Genomic DNA, 13,663 nt, shown 5'->3' on the forward strand with positions numbered 1-13,663 from the left:
CGTCGTGGCCGTCATGCGAAAGCTGCTGACCATTCTCAACGCCATCATCCGCGACCAAAAACCATGGCAAACAGCTTGACAGCCAAGACAGTCGCTCTCCCCGTATAGTGACGGGGAGAGGGGCGCTCTCATCCCCGATTTCGCCAATCTTCGGCGTTGCAGAATGGGCGCCGAGGCTGCGGCCAGCCCCTTCTCCCCGTCTCTATACGGGGAGAAGTGCCCGGCAGGGCGATGAGGGGCAGCGCCGGCGTTCGGAAAGGAGATGGGGCTTTGAAGCCGAACCCGTTTGCCGGATCGATGCTTGCCCGGCCCTTGAAGTTTGCGCATCATCGCGCGGTGGACAGCGCATGAGGGAGGGCGACGTGCGGGATTTGGAGCAGCGGCCGAAATCCATCCTGCGCGAATTCCTCGACGGCGAGGCGGCCGGCGGCATCATCCTGATGGTGGTGGCGGCGCTTGCCCTCATCGTCGCCAACTCGCCGCTCGCCGGAGCCTATTTCGCTCTCCTGCACGCCTATCTCGGACCGCTCAGCGTCTCGCACTGGATCAATGACGGGCTGATGGCGGTGTTCTTTCTGCTGGTCGGCCTGGAGATCAAGCGCGAGATGCTGGACGGCCAGCTCTCGACCTGGCCGCGCCGCGTGCTGCCTGGTATCGCGGCTGCCGGCGGCATGGTGGTGCCGGCGCTGGTCTATGTTTTGATCAACCGCGACAATCAGGCGGCCCTCTCCGGCTGGGCGATCCCGACAGCCACCGACATCGCCTTCGCGCTCGGCGTGCTCTCGCTGCTCGGCAACCGCGTGCCGGCCTCGCTGAAAATCTTCCTCACCGCGCTCGCCATCATCGACGATCTCGGCGCCGTCATCATCATCGCGCTGTTCTACACCAGCGGTCTTTCGCTCGCCTATCTCGGCGCCGCCTTCGCGGTCATCGCTGCGCTCGTCGCGCTCAACCGCATGCGGGTGATGAACCTGATCCCCTATCTCGTGCTCGGCGCCGTGCTCTGGGTGCTGGTGCTGAAATCGGGCGTGCACGCGACGCTCGCCGGCGTGGCGCTGGCGCTCACCGTCCCGCTCGAGCGCGCCGCCGGCATCGGCGACGATATCGAACATTCGCCGCTGCACAGGCTGGAGCACGGCCTGCACAGACTGGTGCCTTTCATCGTTATCCCGATCTTCGGCTTCGCCAATGCCGGCGTCTCGCTCGCTGGCCTCAGCATGGCCGCCCTCGTCGAGCCGCTGACCTTAGGCGTCGCCGCCGGCCTGGTGCTGGGCAAGCTGGTCGGCGTGTTCGGCTCGTCGGCGCTCGCCATCCGGCTTGGCCTCGCCGACCTGCCGGTTAATGCTGGCTGGCCGCACATGATCGGCATTTCGCTTCTGTGCGGCATCGGCTTCACCATGAGCCTGTTCATCGGCCTGCTCGCCTTCGCCAGCGATGCAGCACTGCAAGACGCGGTCAAGGTCGGCATCCTCGCCGGCTCGCTGGTCGCCGCGCTGCTCGGCTCGGCAGTGCTGCTGGCCGCGCCGCCGGCTGCGGGTGAGGCGGACGAAGACTAGCTTGGCGGCAGGCCGAAGGCGGCGAACAGTTGAGGTCCGAGCGGCGGCACATAGATCGTCAGGCAAGCGATTGCGCCGCCCGCAGGCTCGATGACATGCAGCGAGTGCGGCCGCCACACAAGATCCTGATGGCTCAACGCATAGACACCGACAGCGGGCTGGCCGTTGGCTCCGGTGGCCACCGTGCGATAGCCGGCAAAATTGCTCCAGACGGTCTCGAGGAAAGCGCCGATCGCCTGGCGCCCCCGGTACCATTCCCGCCATGGCGGCATGTGATAGGTGGCGTCCTCCCGCAACAGGTCGACGAGGCTGTCGAGATTGTCGGCCTGCCAGGCCCGCATATAGCGTTCGAGCAGCAGGCCCTCTTCCGGGCTGGGCCGTGACCGCTGCAAGGGGCGGCCTTCGGGATATCGCTGGCCAAGCGTCGCGCGAGCCCGCTGCAGGGCGCTGTTGATCGAGGCGGTCGATCCGCCCAGCAGCTGCGCGGTCTCGGCGGCCGACCACCCCAGCACGTCGCAAAGCAGAAGCGCCGCCCGCTGCCTCGCCGGCAGCAGCTGGATCGCCGCTACGAAGGCGAGTTGCACGGCCTCGCGGGTCTCGTAACGCGCTTCCGGCCCGGGCTCGGCGTCGGCAAAGTCCGGCAGCTCGGTGTCCGGATAGGGCTCCAGCCAGGCGATCTCGGCGACGGGTCCGCCGGTCGCGGGTCCATCGGAGGGCGGTCGTGCGGGCTGCATTAGAATACGGCGCGCAGCCGCTCTCGCCTTGATGGCGTTGAGGCAGCTGTTGGTGGCGATGCTGTAGAGCCAGCCGCGAGGAGAGCCGCGCCCGTCGAATTGCGGCCTTGCGCGCCAGGCCTTGAGGAAAGTGTCCTGGACAAGGTCCTCGGCCTCGTTGAGCGAGCCCATCATCCGGTAACAGTGCAGCTTGAGCTCGCGGCGATGCGCCACGGTCAAGTGCTGGAAGGCCAGCCGATCGAGGATCGGCTGGCCTGTCCGGCCCAATGGCTCAGAAGCGCCGGGAGCGTCTGTCATGCGGAGCCTGCGGGGCTGAGTTCGGCCGGCATCCTGCGCGCCTCATGCCGCCGCCGCAAGTCCGGCGCCACTCACCACGAAGGAACTGCCTTGCTGCTTCGCGATGGCGAGCTGGATCACCGCGCGCCCGACATCGGCCGGGGTCTGCATGTCCGTCATGCTGGCCAGGAAGTCCGCCGGGCGGATGCCCATATAGGCCGAAATGCTGTCGATGCCTCGGTCACCGACCCCGGTGCCGGGCATGATGCGCATCGGCGAGAGCGCCATGAAGCGCAGACCGAGGCCGAGCCGGTCCGATTCTTTTTGGCAGTGGCCGGCCAGGAACACCTGCATGCGTTTGGCGCCGCCATAGCTGCCGGAATTCGGCGGCCCGCCACTGAAGGCCGCCCCGCTGGAGATCAACACCACCCGGCTCCCCTGCTTCAGCCGCCCCTGGAGCGCCGCCCTGCAGAACAGGAACGACGCCTTTACGTCCATCTCCCAGTTTGCCGAGAACACTTCCCAGCTCTGCTCCTGCACCGGCGCGGATGCGGCAAGCGCGCCCGCCGAGACCACCAGCACATCCGGCGCAAGCGCGTCGAAAACGGCTTCGGGCGCGCTCTCTTCCGTCGCGTCGACCGCCAGGGTCTTTACGCCGGGCTTCTCCCAGGCAAGCTGTTTTAGCGCGGCGGTGCCGCGGGCGACGGCTAGCACCGTTGCCCCTTCGCCAAGCGCTGCTTCCACGATCGAGCGGCCGACACCCCGGCTGCCTCCGATGACGACGACATTCTGACCTTCCAACGATCCCATGGACCACCTCCCATTCCGGGCCGCCGGACCATCCGGTTGCGCCTGTTGATGAGGACAGCCGGGGCCAGCGGAAATCATCGGTGCGGGATCGAAAATCTTTCACAGATGATCGGCAAGGTTGCGCCATGATCGCCGCCTTCTTCCTTCTCCCAGATGCGGGATCCCGGCAGGAGATGAGGGCAAGCGCAGCAGCATGAACCCTCAGCAGGCCGAGCCAGCCGGCCTACTCGCTCTCGCCGTCCAGCGCCGGCACCGAAACGCCGGCAAGCTCCGCCGCCAAAAGCCGCGCCGCGCCCGCCCGCGCGATCCGCAGCATCAGCGCCTTGCGCGTCGCCGCCGCCATCCGATGCTCCGGCGCGTCGCGCAGGATCTCGGCGCCATAGCCGTCGGAGAGGATGAAGCCGCATTCCTGCGGAAAGATCTCCGAGGGCACGCCGGGATGGGTGGCGAAAAAGAAGCGATCGGAATGCAGCCGGTAATCGGGCCATTTGCGGTCGACGCGGAAATCCTCGATCGAGGATTTGATCTCGATGATCCAGATGTCTCCCTGCCGGGTCAGCGCCACGAGATCGGCGCGCCGGCCGGTTGCGAGCGACAGTTCCGGCAGCACATGCGCGCCCATTGCGGCAAGCAGCCGCTGCACCCCGCGCCGCACCAGCATGGCGCGCTCCGACTGGCGACCGTCGATCAAGGGGTTAAGGGGAATCGGTGAGATGATGGGCATGGCCGGCACCATGCCAGATTTTGTTCACGGTTTGAACCCGTCTCATGGGGGCGATTGTATATTTTACAGACCCCAAGCGCCCGGCGATAGCTTCCAATCTCGGGGGAAACGGGGGTCGTCTTGCTTTTTCAATCGCTGGTAAACGGTTGGCGGCGGTTCTGGTCGCGCAAGCTCATCGCCCAGTACAACGTTAGGCCCAATGGCTCACGATCTCGTTCAAAATCTACCAGTCAGATGATGGCGAACGGACGTGCCGCATGAGCGTACAGTCGGGCGCGAAGATTCGACCTTCTCCCCGATGCGGACAGACGACCTAGACCTCCTTATCGAAGCCGCTCAGGAAGCGAGAGCGCAGCTTCGCGCCTAATTCACCGGCCCTGTCCCGTTCCACCGGATGAATGACGCATCCTTCCCGGCGGATACATGTCGAACCCAACAGGGACCCTTAAAGCAACGGCTGCGATGAATGCGAACTGATCGCGCCGGCTGTAGGGGTCGCGCCGGCCCACCCTAGACATTAGCCATCGTTAATGGTTGTGTTCGGTTGCATTCGCCGCTGGTGATTGCAACAGGTGGCAACCTGGCCCGCGTCTTCCCCTCTAAGGAATGACGCGGGTTCACCGCCTTGCCGCAGCGGGCGATCCTGTCGTGGCTGCGGCGATCAGTTCGCCGTCTTGCTGTGCTCGCCGTCCGCCGTCAAGCCCGCCATGTCGTCCAGGATCGGGCAGTCCGGCCGGTGGTCGCCGTGGCAGGCGCGGACCAGCGTCTGCAGCGTGGCGCGCATCGATTGCAGCTCGCGCACCTTCTCCTCGATCGCCCTGACATGGGCGGCGGCGATCTCGCGCACGTCGTGGCTGGCCCGGTCGCGATCCTGGTAGAGCGCCATCAGCTGGCGGCAGTCGTCGATGGAGAAGCCGAGATTGCGGGCGCGGCGCAGGAAGGCCAGCCGGTGGATATCGTCGCCGGAATAGTCGCGATAGCCGTTCTCGGCCCGCGCCGGCCGGATCAGGCCGATCTCTTCGTAATAGCGGATGGTCTTGGCCGGCAGGCCGGACCGCTCGGCGGCGTCTCCGACATTCATGGCGCTCTCCTCAATCCGGACCCCAGTCGGAGGCCCCATTGATTTTGCTTCACAATCCTGTGAGCCCTGTTGCCGAAAAGACGCAGTTGTGCATCTACCGGCAGGTAAGGTCCTGCATATAGGCATCGCGCGCTTGGCAAGCAAAAGAAATGCCAGCATGAATGATTTCAGGAAAAGCGGCCGACTCGTGCCGCGATCAACGGGCTGGGCATCGGACCTATTCATGCGCTTGAAGTCTCTTGCAATCGTCGCTGCTTTGGCGATGTCGACCGCGATCAGTGGTTGCAGCACCATCGGCGCGCGACTCTTCACCAACGACTATGGCGCGGTCACCGATGCGGGTTATCAATTGCCGCGCATCCCGATCGAGAAGGTTCCGTCGCGCTTCCACCGGCAGGAAGTGGAGTACGACACCAGGGAAAAGCCGGGCACGATCATCGTCGATACCCAGAACAAGTTCCTCTACTTCGTCGAGGGTGACGGGCTGGCGATACGCTACGGCATCGGCGTCGGCCGTGAAGGCTTCGAGTGGCACGGCACCGCCCGTATCGCGCTGAAGCGCGAATGGCCGACCTGGACGCCGCCCTCGCAGATGATCAAGCGCCAGCCGGAACTCGCCAAATTCGCTGGCGGCATGGATCCGGGCCTGAAGAACCCGCTTGGCGCCCGCGCCATGTACCTGTTCAACAAGGGCGGCGACATGGGCTACCGCCTGCATGGCAGCCCGGAATGGAATTCGATCGGCAAGGCGATGTCGTCGGGCTGCATCCGGCTGATGAACCAGGACATCATCGACCTCTACAACCGCACCTCTGTCGGCGCCAAGGTCATCGTGATGTAGGGACCACGATCCCTGTATTCGGGGGTCATGGTTCACCTGAAAAGTTGAGTACGCGGACCGTCTAGGCAACAAATGGACGTCCCAAAACAGAAAACCGGGCAATTCGGCCCGGTTTTTTGTTGCGTGCTGACGGAAGAGCTTATGCTTAAGCGACCTGCTCGACCTGCTGCACCTCGGGGACGAAGTGACGAAGCAGGTTCTGGATGCCGTGCTTCAGCGTCGCCGTCGACGACGGGCAGCCGGCGCAGGCGCCCTTCATGTGCAGGAACACGGTGCCGTTCTCGAAGCCGCGGAAGGTGATGTCGCCGCCGTCCTGGGCAACCGCCGGGCGCACCCTGGTGTCAAGCAGCTCCTTGATGGTGATGACCAGCTCCTCGTCGGCCTTGTCGTAGAATTCACCGGTCTCGCTGGTCTCGGCCGCCGGGCCGGCCTTGGTCATGACCGGCGCGCCCGACATGAAATGCTCCATGATGGCGCCGAGGATCGCCGGCTTCAGATGCTGCCAGTCGGGACCGTCCTTGGTCACGGTGATGAAGTCGTAGCCGAAGAAGACGCCGGTGACGCCTGGGATCTCGAACAGCCGGCCGGCCAGCGGCGAGGCGCTCGCCGCACTGTCGGCGTCGCGGAAATCGGCGGTGCCTTCGCGCAGCACTTCCTTGCCAGGCAAAAACTTCAGCGTTGCCGGGTTCGGCGTCGATTCGGTCTGGATGAACATGGCGGTCTCCATGCCCGTTTCGGGCGGATAGTTTGGAATGGTTCTAAATAGGCGCTATCGGCGGGACATTCAAGCGAAACGCGTCGCCGCAACGGCTGGCTGGCGGAATGTTTTTGCCAAGCCTCCGGTACATAGGGCGAGGCGTGTTTAGATTCAGGTCAGGCCGGCTTCACCTGGATAACAGCACGCCTCAAGCGAGGCTGTCGATTTCCTCATCCGACAGATTCTGCGGCACCACGGTGACCGGGATGGGGAAGGCGGCGCCCCTGCCGGCCACGGCGCTGACCAGCGGCCCGGGGCCTTCCTTGCCGGCGCCTGCCGCCAGCACCAGGATGGCGATGTCCTGGTCTTCCTCGATCAGCTTGTGGATCTCTTCGGTCGGCTTGCCCTCGCGCACCACCAGTTCCGGCTCGATGCCGAGCTTCTGGCGCACCTTGTTGGCGTAGGTATCGAGCGCGGCGCGCGCCGTGGCGTTCGCCTCCTCGCGCATGATCTTCTCGACCCCCAGCCAGTGCTGGAAATCGTCCGGCTCGATGACATAGAGCAGCACCAGCACGCCGCTGGTGCTCTGCGCCCGCTTCGAGGCATAGGCGACGGCGCGCTCGCATTCCGGCGTGTCGTCGATGATCGCCAGGAACTTGCGGCGGTGGCCAACTTCACGGCTGAGACGTTTGGAGACCATGTCTGTCTGCTCGGTATCAATTCGGCCGCAATCTGCCACCGCCAAAGACCGGCGGCAAGCCGCCGGCCTTCATGGCGGTAGCGATCGACGAGATTGGATCGATCAGTCCTGCAACAGGCCGATGATGTCGCGCACCGTCCGCATCGTGGATTCCGCCAGCGCGCCGGCGCGCTCGCCGCCGTCCTTCAGCACCGCATCGACATAGGCGCGGTCGCCCTCGATGCGGCGCATCTCGCCGGCGATCGGTGCCAGCTTCTCCACCGCGAGGTCGGCCAGCGCCGGCTTGAACACCGAGAACTGCTGGCCGCCGAACTCCTTCAGCACGTCCGCCTTGGAGATTTCGGCAAGCCCGGCATAGATGCCGACCAGGTTTTCCGCCTCGGGACGGCTGGCCAGCCCGTCGACCTCGCCCGGCAAGGCTTCAGGATCGGTCTTGGCCTTGCGGATCTTCTTCGAGATGGTGTCGGCATCGTCGGTCAGGTTGATGCGCGACAGGTCAGACGGGTCCGACTTAGACATCTTCTTCGACCCGTCGCGCAGGCTCATGATGCGCGCCGCCGGTCCGCCGATCACCGGTTCGGTGATCGGGAAATAGCCGTTCACCGTCTCCTCGCCGACCTGCATCTCGACGCCGACGCCAAGGGCGGCGATGCGGTCGGAGAAGTCATTGTTGAATTTCTGGGCGATGTCGCGGGTCAGCTCGAGGTGCTGCTTCTGGTCCTCGCCCACCGGCACATGGGTGGCGCGGTAGAGCAGGATGTCGGCGGCCATCAGGCTTGGATAGGCAAGCAGGCCGAGCGAGGCGTTCTCGCGGTCCTTGCCGGCCTTGTCCTTGAACTGCGTCATCTTGTTCATCCAGCCGATGCGCGCCACGCAATTGAAGATCCAGGCGAGCTCGGCGTGCTGCATCACCCGCGACTGGTTGAAGACGATGTGCTTCCTGGGGTCGATGCCGGAGGCGAGGAAGGCGGCGGTGATCGAGCGGGTCTGGTCGGCAAGGTCGTCATGGACGAGCTGCGCCGTCAGCGAATGCAGGTCGACGACGCAATAGATGCAGTCGGACTGGTCCTGCAGCGCGACGAATTTCTTGATGGCGCCGAGATAATTGCCGAGATGCAGATTGCCGGTCGGCTGGACGCCCGAAAAGACGAGTGGCTTGAAGGCTGACATTTTTTCCTCATTGGCTTGTGGAGGGCCGTTTCGCGCGCGGCGAAAGTCTTTCGACGGGCGCGCTTATGGACGAAGCCCGGCATCCGATCAAGAGGCACCCCAACGTGCCCATTAACGGGCTATTGACATTGGCATGCGGTGGCTACATGTTTCAAGCTACACGAAAGAATGTAGTCATGACCATCAATATCAACAACAAGGAAGCCGACAGGCTAACCCGCGCCTTCGCCAAAGCTGAGGGCGTCGGCATCACCGAGGCCATCGTGATCGCCATGCGCGAAGCCCTCGAACGGCGGCGCAACCGCGAGACGCCGTTGGAGACGGCAGCCCGGCTGAGGGCCGAGTTTGGAATTGAGTTGGGCGAGCAGGCGCGCAGGCCGTTGCCCCGCTCGGTCTATGATGAACTGTCCGGCGAGGACTGATGTTCGTCGATGCAGCCGCTATCGTTGCGATGCTGAGCAATGAAGCTGAGGCCGAACGCTGCGCGCAAGCGGTCGTGGACGCCTCGGCTCCATTCACCTCCGCAATCGCTGTCTGGGAAGCCTCAATGGCCCTATCCCGGCCGGAAAAGCTGGCAATACCGGTTGCCAGAAGCGCTGAGATTGTGACCCGTTTTCTTGAAGAGCGCGCAATTGCCTTGCGCGAGCTGCCGCCGGCGCTGGACGCGGCATCGCTATCCATCGAGGCCGCGTCGCGGTTTCGCAACAACGCCATCCGACTGAACCTGGCGGACTGTTTCCACTACGCTTGCGCACGCCACTACGCCGTTCCGATGCTTTCCACGGCCGACGAATTCAGGCTCACGGATCTGGAGACTGTTCCGTAACCGGCGGCGCTGCCTTTGCCTCGCCGCGCTTCACATTCCTGCGGATCATGCCGAAATCGGCGCCGCCGGTCGCGAAGGCGGCGATGAAATAGAGCGCAGCACCCCCGGCGACCAGTGCAAGCACCGTCGTTGCTTTCACGACCAGCGGTGAGCCGGGTCCGATCTGCGTCGCAAAATGCCGCTCCGCGAAGTAAAGCGCGGTCGCCATGATCACGGCGGACAGCACCAGCCTCGGAATGCGCTTCAACAGCGGAATGTCGCGGCCCCAATGGCCGCGCCGGATCAGCACGGCAAGCAGCATCATGGCGTTGACCCAGCCGGCGACGGCCGACGCCACTGCGATGCCCGGCGCGCCCATCGACGGAAACAGCGACAGGGCGGTCGCGACATTCACGCCGACCGAGATGGCGGCGAACATCATCGGCGTGCGCGTGTCCTCGCGCGCGAAGTAGCCGGGGGTGAAGGCCTTGATCAGCACGAAGGCCGGCAGGCCGAGACCGAAGATCGCCAGGATCGAGGCCACGATCGGCGTCGAATGGTTGGCGGCGAAGGCGCCGCGCTCGTAGACCAGCCGCACGATCGGCTCCGACATCACCCACAACGCGGCCGCCGCCGGCAAGGTCATGAACAGCGTGAACTCGACCGAACGGTTTTGCAGGTTGGCCGCCTCGATCAGGTTGCCCGACTTCAACGCCCGCGACAGTTCCGGCAACAGCACGATCGCCACCGCCACGCCGACGACGCCGAGCGGCAATTGGTAGATGCGGTCGGCATAGGCCAGAGAGGAAACGGCGCTGTCCTGCGCCGAGGCGATCGCCGTGCCGATCAGCTGGTTGATCTGGGTGATGCCGCCGGTGATCGCGGCCGGCAACGCCAGGATCAACAGCCGCTTGACGCTCGGCGTCATCTTCGGCCTGCGGAAGCCGATCGAGATGCCGGCATGGCGCACCGCCACCCAGACGATGGCGAGTTGCACCACCCCCGCCGCCAGCACGCCCCAGGACAGGCCGAAACCGACGTCGTGCGCATCCAGCCCATTGTACCAAGCGTAGCCGAGCACGCCGATCAGGATGATGTTGAGGAAGACCGGCGCCACCGCAGCCGCGAAATAGCGGCGCAGCGAATTCAGCATGCCGGCCATCATGGCGCCGAGCGACATGCAGATGAGATAGGGGAACATGATGGTCGCAAGCGTGACCGTCGTCTCGAACTTGCCCGGCGTGTCGGCGAAGCCCGGCGCCACCAGGTAGCGCACGATCAGCGGCATCGCGAACTCCATGGCGATCGTCAACGCCAGCAGTGCCGTGAACAGCACGCCGAACACTTCCTCGGAGAAGCGCTTGGCGCCCTCGGTGCCATGCGTCTCGATCTCCTTGGCGAACAGCGGCACGAAGGCGGCGTTGAAGGCGCCCTCGGCGAACAGCCGGCGGAAGGTGTTGGGGAACTGGAAGGCGGCGTTGAAGGCGTCGGCGACCGGCCCGGTGCCCAGCGCCGCCGCCATCAGCATCTCGCGGCCGAAGCCGAGCGCGCGGCTCATCAGCGTGCCGGAGGCGACCGTGGCGAATTTCTTGACGAGGCTCATGCGCGGGGAGACTGCCTGTGCGATTGGGACAAAGTGATGGTCACTCGGCAGCCGCCCTGGTCTTGCCGCCGCGCTCCGGCGCGGTGCCGTCCAGGGTCTCGATCAGGCGCTTGTGGATGGTGGCCATGCGCGTCGGGCTGTCGATCTTCTGTCCCGTGAGGTCGGTGACATAGAAGGTATCGATGACCTTCTCGCCGAAGGTGGTGATGTGCGCCGATGCGATGTCGAGCGACAGATCGGACAGCGCCCCGGTGATCTCGGAGAGCAGGCCGGGCCGGTCGAGCCCCTCGATCTCGATCACCGAGAAGCGGTTCGACAGCGTGTTGCGGATCTCGGCGCGCGGCGGAATGCGGAAGACCTTGGCGCCGCGCTTGGGCTTGGTGCGCTTTTCGATCATTTCCGGCAGCCAGGTCTTGCCCGACAGCACGTCCTCGATCAGCCGGCCGACCCGTTCGGCGCGCCGGCGCTCGTCCTCGTCGAGGTCGAATTCCCTCGAAATCAGGATCGTGTCCAGCGCCCGGCCGTCCGAGGTGGTGAAGATCTGCGCGTCGACGATGTTGCCGCCGGCGGCGGCGCACGCGCCGGCGATCACCGACAGCAGGCGTGGATGGTCCTGCGCCAGGACGGTGATCTCGGTCACCGCCTCGAACTCGTGCGTCTTGACCATGGTCGCGAGCTTCTTGTCGGCGGCATCCGCCTCGCGGACGAACTCGGCATGGCGCAGCTGGTCGGCGAGGTCGACGGTCAGCAGGTAGTTCTCGTAGTGCTGGGCGACGTAGCGCTTGCGCTCCTTCGCCGGCCAGTTGGCCAGCGCCTCGGCCAGCCGCTCGCGCGCCGCGGAAGTGCGCTCGGCGCGCGACACTTCGGAGAAGCCGCCGGTCAAGAGCAGCTCGGTCTCGTAGTACAGCGTGCGCAGCAACTGCCCCTTCCAGCCGTTCCAGACGCCCGGCCCGACACCCCTGATATCGCAGACGGTGAGGATCAACAGCAGCTTCAGCCGCTCGACCGACTGCACGATCGAGGCGAAATCCTCGATCGTCTTGCGGTCGTTGAGGTCGCGCGTCTGCGCCGTCATCGACATCACGAGATGGTTCTCGACCAGCCAGGCCACCGTCTCGGTGTCGGCGGCCGACAGCCCCATATGCGGGCAGATGCGCCGCGCGATGCGGGCGCCGGCTTCCGAATGATCCTCCGGCCGCCCCTTGGCGACGTCGTGCAGGAGCACGGCGACATAGAGTGCCTCGCGGCTCTTCTTCAGCCCCGGCATAAGCGCGTGCGACAGCGGGTGCACCTTCTCGCCGTCGCCGCGCTCGATCTCGGCCAACACGCCGATGCAGCGGATGAGGTGCTCGTCCACCGTATAGTGGTGGTACATCGAGAACTGCATCATGGCGACGATCTTGCCGAAGTCCGGGATCAGCTTGCTCAGCAGCCCCGCCTCGTTCATGCGCCTGAGATTGAGCTCGGCGTAGCGGTCCGAGGTCAAAATGTCGAGGAACAGCCGGTTGGCCTCCTCGTCGCGCCTCAGCGCCTTGCCGACGAGGCCGAGCGAACGGGTGAGCAGCTTCAGCGCGTCGGGGTGGAACTCCAGCCCATGCTTGTCGGCGAACCAGAACAGCCTGAGCAGATTGACCGGGTCGCGCTCGAACACCATGTCGTCGGCGACGTTGATGCGGTGATTGTCGACGATGAAATCGGACGTGCCGGCCAGCTTGCGCTTGCGACGCTGGAAGGTGAGGAAGATGCGGTTGAAGCCAGGCACGTGCTTGGCCTGCTCTTCCTCGAGCGCGGCGCAGAAGATGCGGGTGAGGTCGCCGACATCCTTGGCGACGAGGAAGTAGTGCTTCATGAAGCGCTCGACCGCCGACAGGCCGGGATGGCTGGTGTAGCCGAGCCGCTCTGCGATCTCGCGCTGGATGTCGAAATGCAGCCGCTCCTCGGCCTTGCCGGTGAGGAAGTGCATGTGGCAGCGCACCGCCCAGAGAAAATCCTCGGCCTTGAGGAATTCCCGGTATTCTGCCTCGGTGAACACGGCCTTCTCGACCAGCTCCTCGCCGGTGCGCACCCGGTAGAAATATTTGCCGATCCAGAACAGCGTCTGCAGGTCGCGCAGCCCGCCCTTGCCGTCCTTGACGTTGGGTTCGACCAGATAGCGGCTTTCGCCGGCCTTGGCGTGGCGATCGTCGCGTTCGGCAAGCTTGGCCTGCACATATTCGGGCCCGGTGGTGCGCACCACCTCATGGTCGAAGCGCGTCAAAAGCTCGTCATAGAGCTTCTGTTCGCCCCACAGGAAGCGCGCCTCCAGGATCGAGGTGCGGATGGTGACGTCGGTGCGCGACAGCCTCAGGCACTCGTCGATGTTGCGCGTCGCATGGCCGACTTTCAGCCCGAGATCCCACAGCATGTAGAGCATGTATTCAACGATCTGCTCGCCCCAGGGCGTCTGCTTGTAGGGCAGCAGGAACAGAAGATCGATGTCGGAGCCAGGTGCCAGCGTGCCGCGGCCGTAGCCGCCGACCGCCACCACCGCCATGCGCTCGGCCGCGGAGCGGTTCTTGACGCGATAGACGTGCGTCGCGGCGAAATCGTAGAGCGCCCGGATGATCTCGTCCATGAGATGCGACAGCCGGGCAGCGCAGGCGGTGCCGCCGCCATCCTCCCTCAGC

The 13,663-nt window shown here is 65.0% G+C and carries 13 protein-coding genes; 4 read left to right on the forward strand and 9 right to left on the reverse strand.

Going from position 1 to position 13,663, the window contains the following annotated elements:
• The first annotated feature begins 362 nt into the window (after positions 1-362).
• Entirely contained in the window at positions 363-1,556 is a 1,194-nt protein-coding gene (gene nhaA / locus EN780_RS14535) for a Na+/H+ antiporter NhaA (protein WP_128274427.1), read from the forward strand.
• Here nhaA and EN780_RS14540 read toward each other — a convergent pair.
• From EN780_RS14540 to cueR, 4 genes are all read right to left on the reverse strand, one after another.
• Complete coding sequence (locus EN780_RS14540; protein WP_128274414.1) at positions 1,553-2,587, reverse strand: RNA polymerase subunit sigma-70; 1,035 nt, start codon at positions 2,585-2,587, stop codon at positions 1,553-1,555. The two genes, nhaA and EN780_RS14540, sit on opposite strands and share 4 nt — an antisense overlap.
• A gap of 42 nt (positions 2,588-2,629) precedes the next feature.
• Positions 2,630-3,376 (reverse strand): SDR family oxidoreductase, encoded by a 747-nt coding sequence (locus EN780_RS14545; protein WP_128274416.1) that lies wholly within the window; start codon positions 3,374-3,376, stop codon positions 2,630-2,632.
• Between the two features lie 223 nt (positions 3,377-3,599).
• Positions 3,600-4,100, reverse strand: a complete 501-nt coding sequence (locus EN780_RS14550) for an MmcB family DNA repair protein (protein WP_189556557.1) — start codon at positions 4,098-4,100, stop codon at positions 3,600-3,602.
• 661 nt (positions 4,101-4,761) lie between these two features.
• Positions 4,762-5,181: a Cu(I)-responsive transcriptional regulator gene (gene cueR, locus EN780_RS14555; RefSeq protein WP_128274420.1), complete on the reverse strand. Its 420-nt coding sequence runs from the start codon at positions 5,179-5,181 to the stop codon at positions 4,762-4,764.
• Positions 5,182-5,404: 223 nt separating this feature from the next.
• Between cueR and EN780_RS14560 the strand changes: the two genes are divergently transcribed.
• Positions 5,405-6,022, forward strand: a complete 618-nt coding sequence (locus tag EN780_RS14560; RefSeq protein WP_127391408.1) for a L,D-transpeptidase — start codon at positions 5,405-5,407, stop codon at positions 6,020-6,022.
• 145 nt (positions 6,023-6,167) lie between these two features.
• Here EN780_RS14560 and EN780_RS14565 read toward each other — a convergent pair whose 3' ends face one another.
• The 3 genes from EN780_RS14565 to trpS all read right to left on the reverse strand — a co-directional run bounded on the left by EN780_RS14565 (position 6,168) and on the right by trpS (position 8,589).
• The gene (locus tag EN780_RS14565; RefSeq protein WP_127391409.1) at positions 6,168-6,737 is read right to left on the reverse strand and encodes a NifU family protein; all 570 of its coding nucleotides are present in this window, start codon (positions 6,735-6,737) and stop codon (positions 6,168-6,170) included.
• A 190-nt stretch (positions 6,738-6,927) separates the two neighbouring features.
• Positions 6,928-7,419, reverse strand: coding sequence for a universal stress protein (locus tag EN780_RS14570; protein WP_127283974.1), 492 nt, complete (start codon positions 7,417-7,419; stop codon positions 6,928-6,930).
• A 102-nt stretch (positions 7,420-7,521) separates the two neighbouring features.
• Positions 7,522-8,589 (reverse strand): tryptophan--tRNA ligase, encoded by a 1,068-nt coding sequence (gene trpS / locus EN780_RS14575; protein ID WP_128274422.1) that lies wholly within the window; start codon positions 8,587-8,589, stop codon positions 7,522-7,524.
• A 176-nt stretch (positions 8,590-8,765) separates the two neighbouring features.
• Between trpS and EN780_RS14580 the strand changes: the two genes are divergently transcribed.
• Complete coding sequence (locus EN780_RS14580; RefSeq protein ID WP_127283976.1) at positions 8,766-9,011, forward strand: type II toxin-antitoxin system VapB family antitoxin; 246 nt, start codon at positions 8,766-8,768, stop codon at positions 9,009-9,011.
• Positions 9,011-9,415: a type II toxin-antitoxin system VapC family toxin gene (locus EN780_RS14585; protein WP_127283977.1), complete on the forward strand. Its 405-nt coding sequence runs from the start codon at positions 9,011-9,013 to the stop codon at positions 9,413-9,415. Before EN780_RS14580 ends, EN780_RS14585 begins: the two co-directional genes overlap by 1 nt.
• Here the strand turns inward: EN780_RS14585 and murJ are convergent.
• Together murJ and EN780_RS14595 are read right to left on the reverse strand one after the other, a co-directional pair.
• Positions 9,390-10,997 carry a murein biosynthesis integral membrane protein MurJ gene (murJ, locus tag EN780_RS14590; RefSeq protein WP_128274423.1) on the reverse strand — a complete coding sequence of 536 codons (1,608 nt, stop codon included), beginning with the start codon at positions 10,995-10,997 and terminating at the stop codon, positions 9,390-9,392. The genes EN780_RS14585 and murJ overlap by 26 nt on opposite strands.
• Before the next feature lie 40 nt (positions 10,998-11,037).
• Positions 11,038-13,663, reverse strand: a 2,626-nt coding sequence (locus EN780_RS14595; protein ID WP_128274425.1) for a [protein-PII] uridylyltransferase, incomplete at its 5' end; no start/stop codon positions are given.

Source organism: Mesorhizobium sp. M4B.F.Ca.ET.089.01.1.1, assembly GCF_004022605.1.
In the GTDB taxonomy this organism is placed as follows: Bacteria; Pseudomonadota; Alphaproteobacteria; order Rhizobiales; family Rhizobiaceae; genus Mesorhizobium; species Mesorhizobium abyssinicae.

Coding starts and splice junctions, on each gene's coding strand:
- EN780_RS14540 (WP_128274414.1), bottom strand. CDS start 2,587: ATGACAGACGCTCCCGGCGCTTCTGAGCCATTGGGCCGGACAGGCCAG.
- EN780_RS14545 (WP_128274416.1), bottom strand. CDS start 3,376: ATGGGATCGTTGGAAGGTCAGAATGTCGTCGTCATCGGAGGCAGCCGG.
- EN780_RS14550 (WP_189556557.1), bottom strand. CDS start 4,100: ATGCCCATCATCTCACCGATTCCCCTTAACCCCTTGATCGACGGTCGC.
- cueR (WP_128274420.1), bottom strand. CDS start 5,181: ATGAATGTCGGAGACGCCGCCGAGCGGTCCGGCCTGCCGGCCAAGACC.
- EN780_RS14560 (WP_127391408.1), top strand. CDS start 5,405: ATGCGCTTGAAGTCTCTTGCAATCGTCGCTGCTTTGGCGATGTCGACC.
- EN780_RS14565 (WP_127391409.1), bottom strand. CDS start 6,737: ATGTTCATCCAGACCGAATCGACGCCGAACCCGGCAACGCTGAAGTTT.
- EN780_RS14570 (WP_127283974.1), bottom strand. CDS start 7,419: ATGGTCTCCAAACGTCTCAGCCGTGAAGTTGGCCACCGCCGCAAGTTC.
- trpS (WP_128274422.1), bottom strand. CDS start 8,589: ATGTCAGCCTTCAAGCCACTCGTCTTTTCGGGCGTCCAGCCGACCGGC.
- EN780_RS14580 (WP_127283976.1), top strand. CDS start 8,766: ATGACCATCAATATCAACAACAAGGAAGCCGACAGGCTAACCCGCGCC.
- EN780_RS14585 (WP_127283977.1), top strand. CDS start 9,011: ATGTTCGTCGATGCAGCCGCTATCGTTGCGATGCTGAGCAATGAAGCT.
- murJ (WP_128274423.1), bottom strand. CDS start 10,997: ATGAGCCTCGTCAAGAAATTCGCCACGGTCGCCTCCGGCACGCTGATG.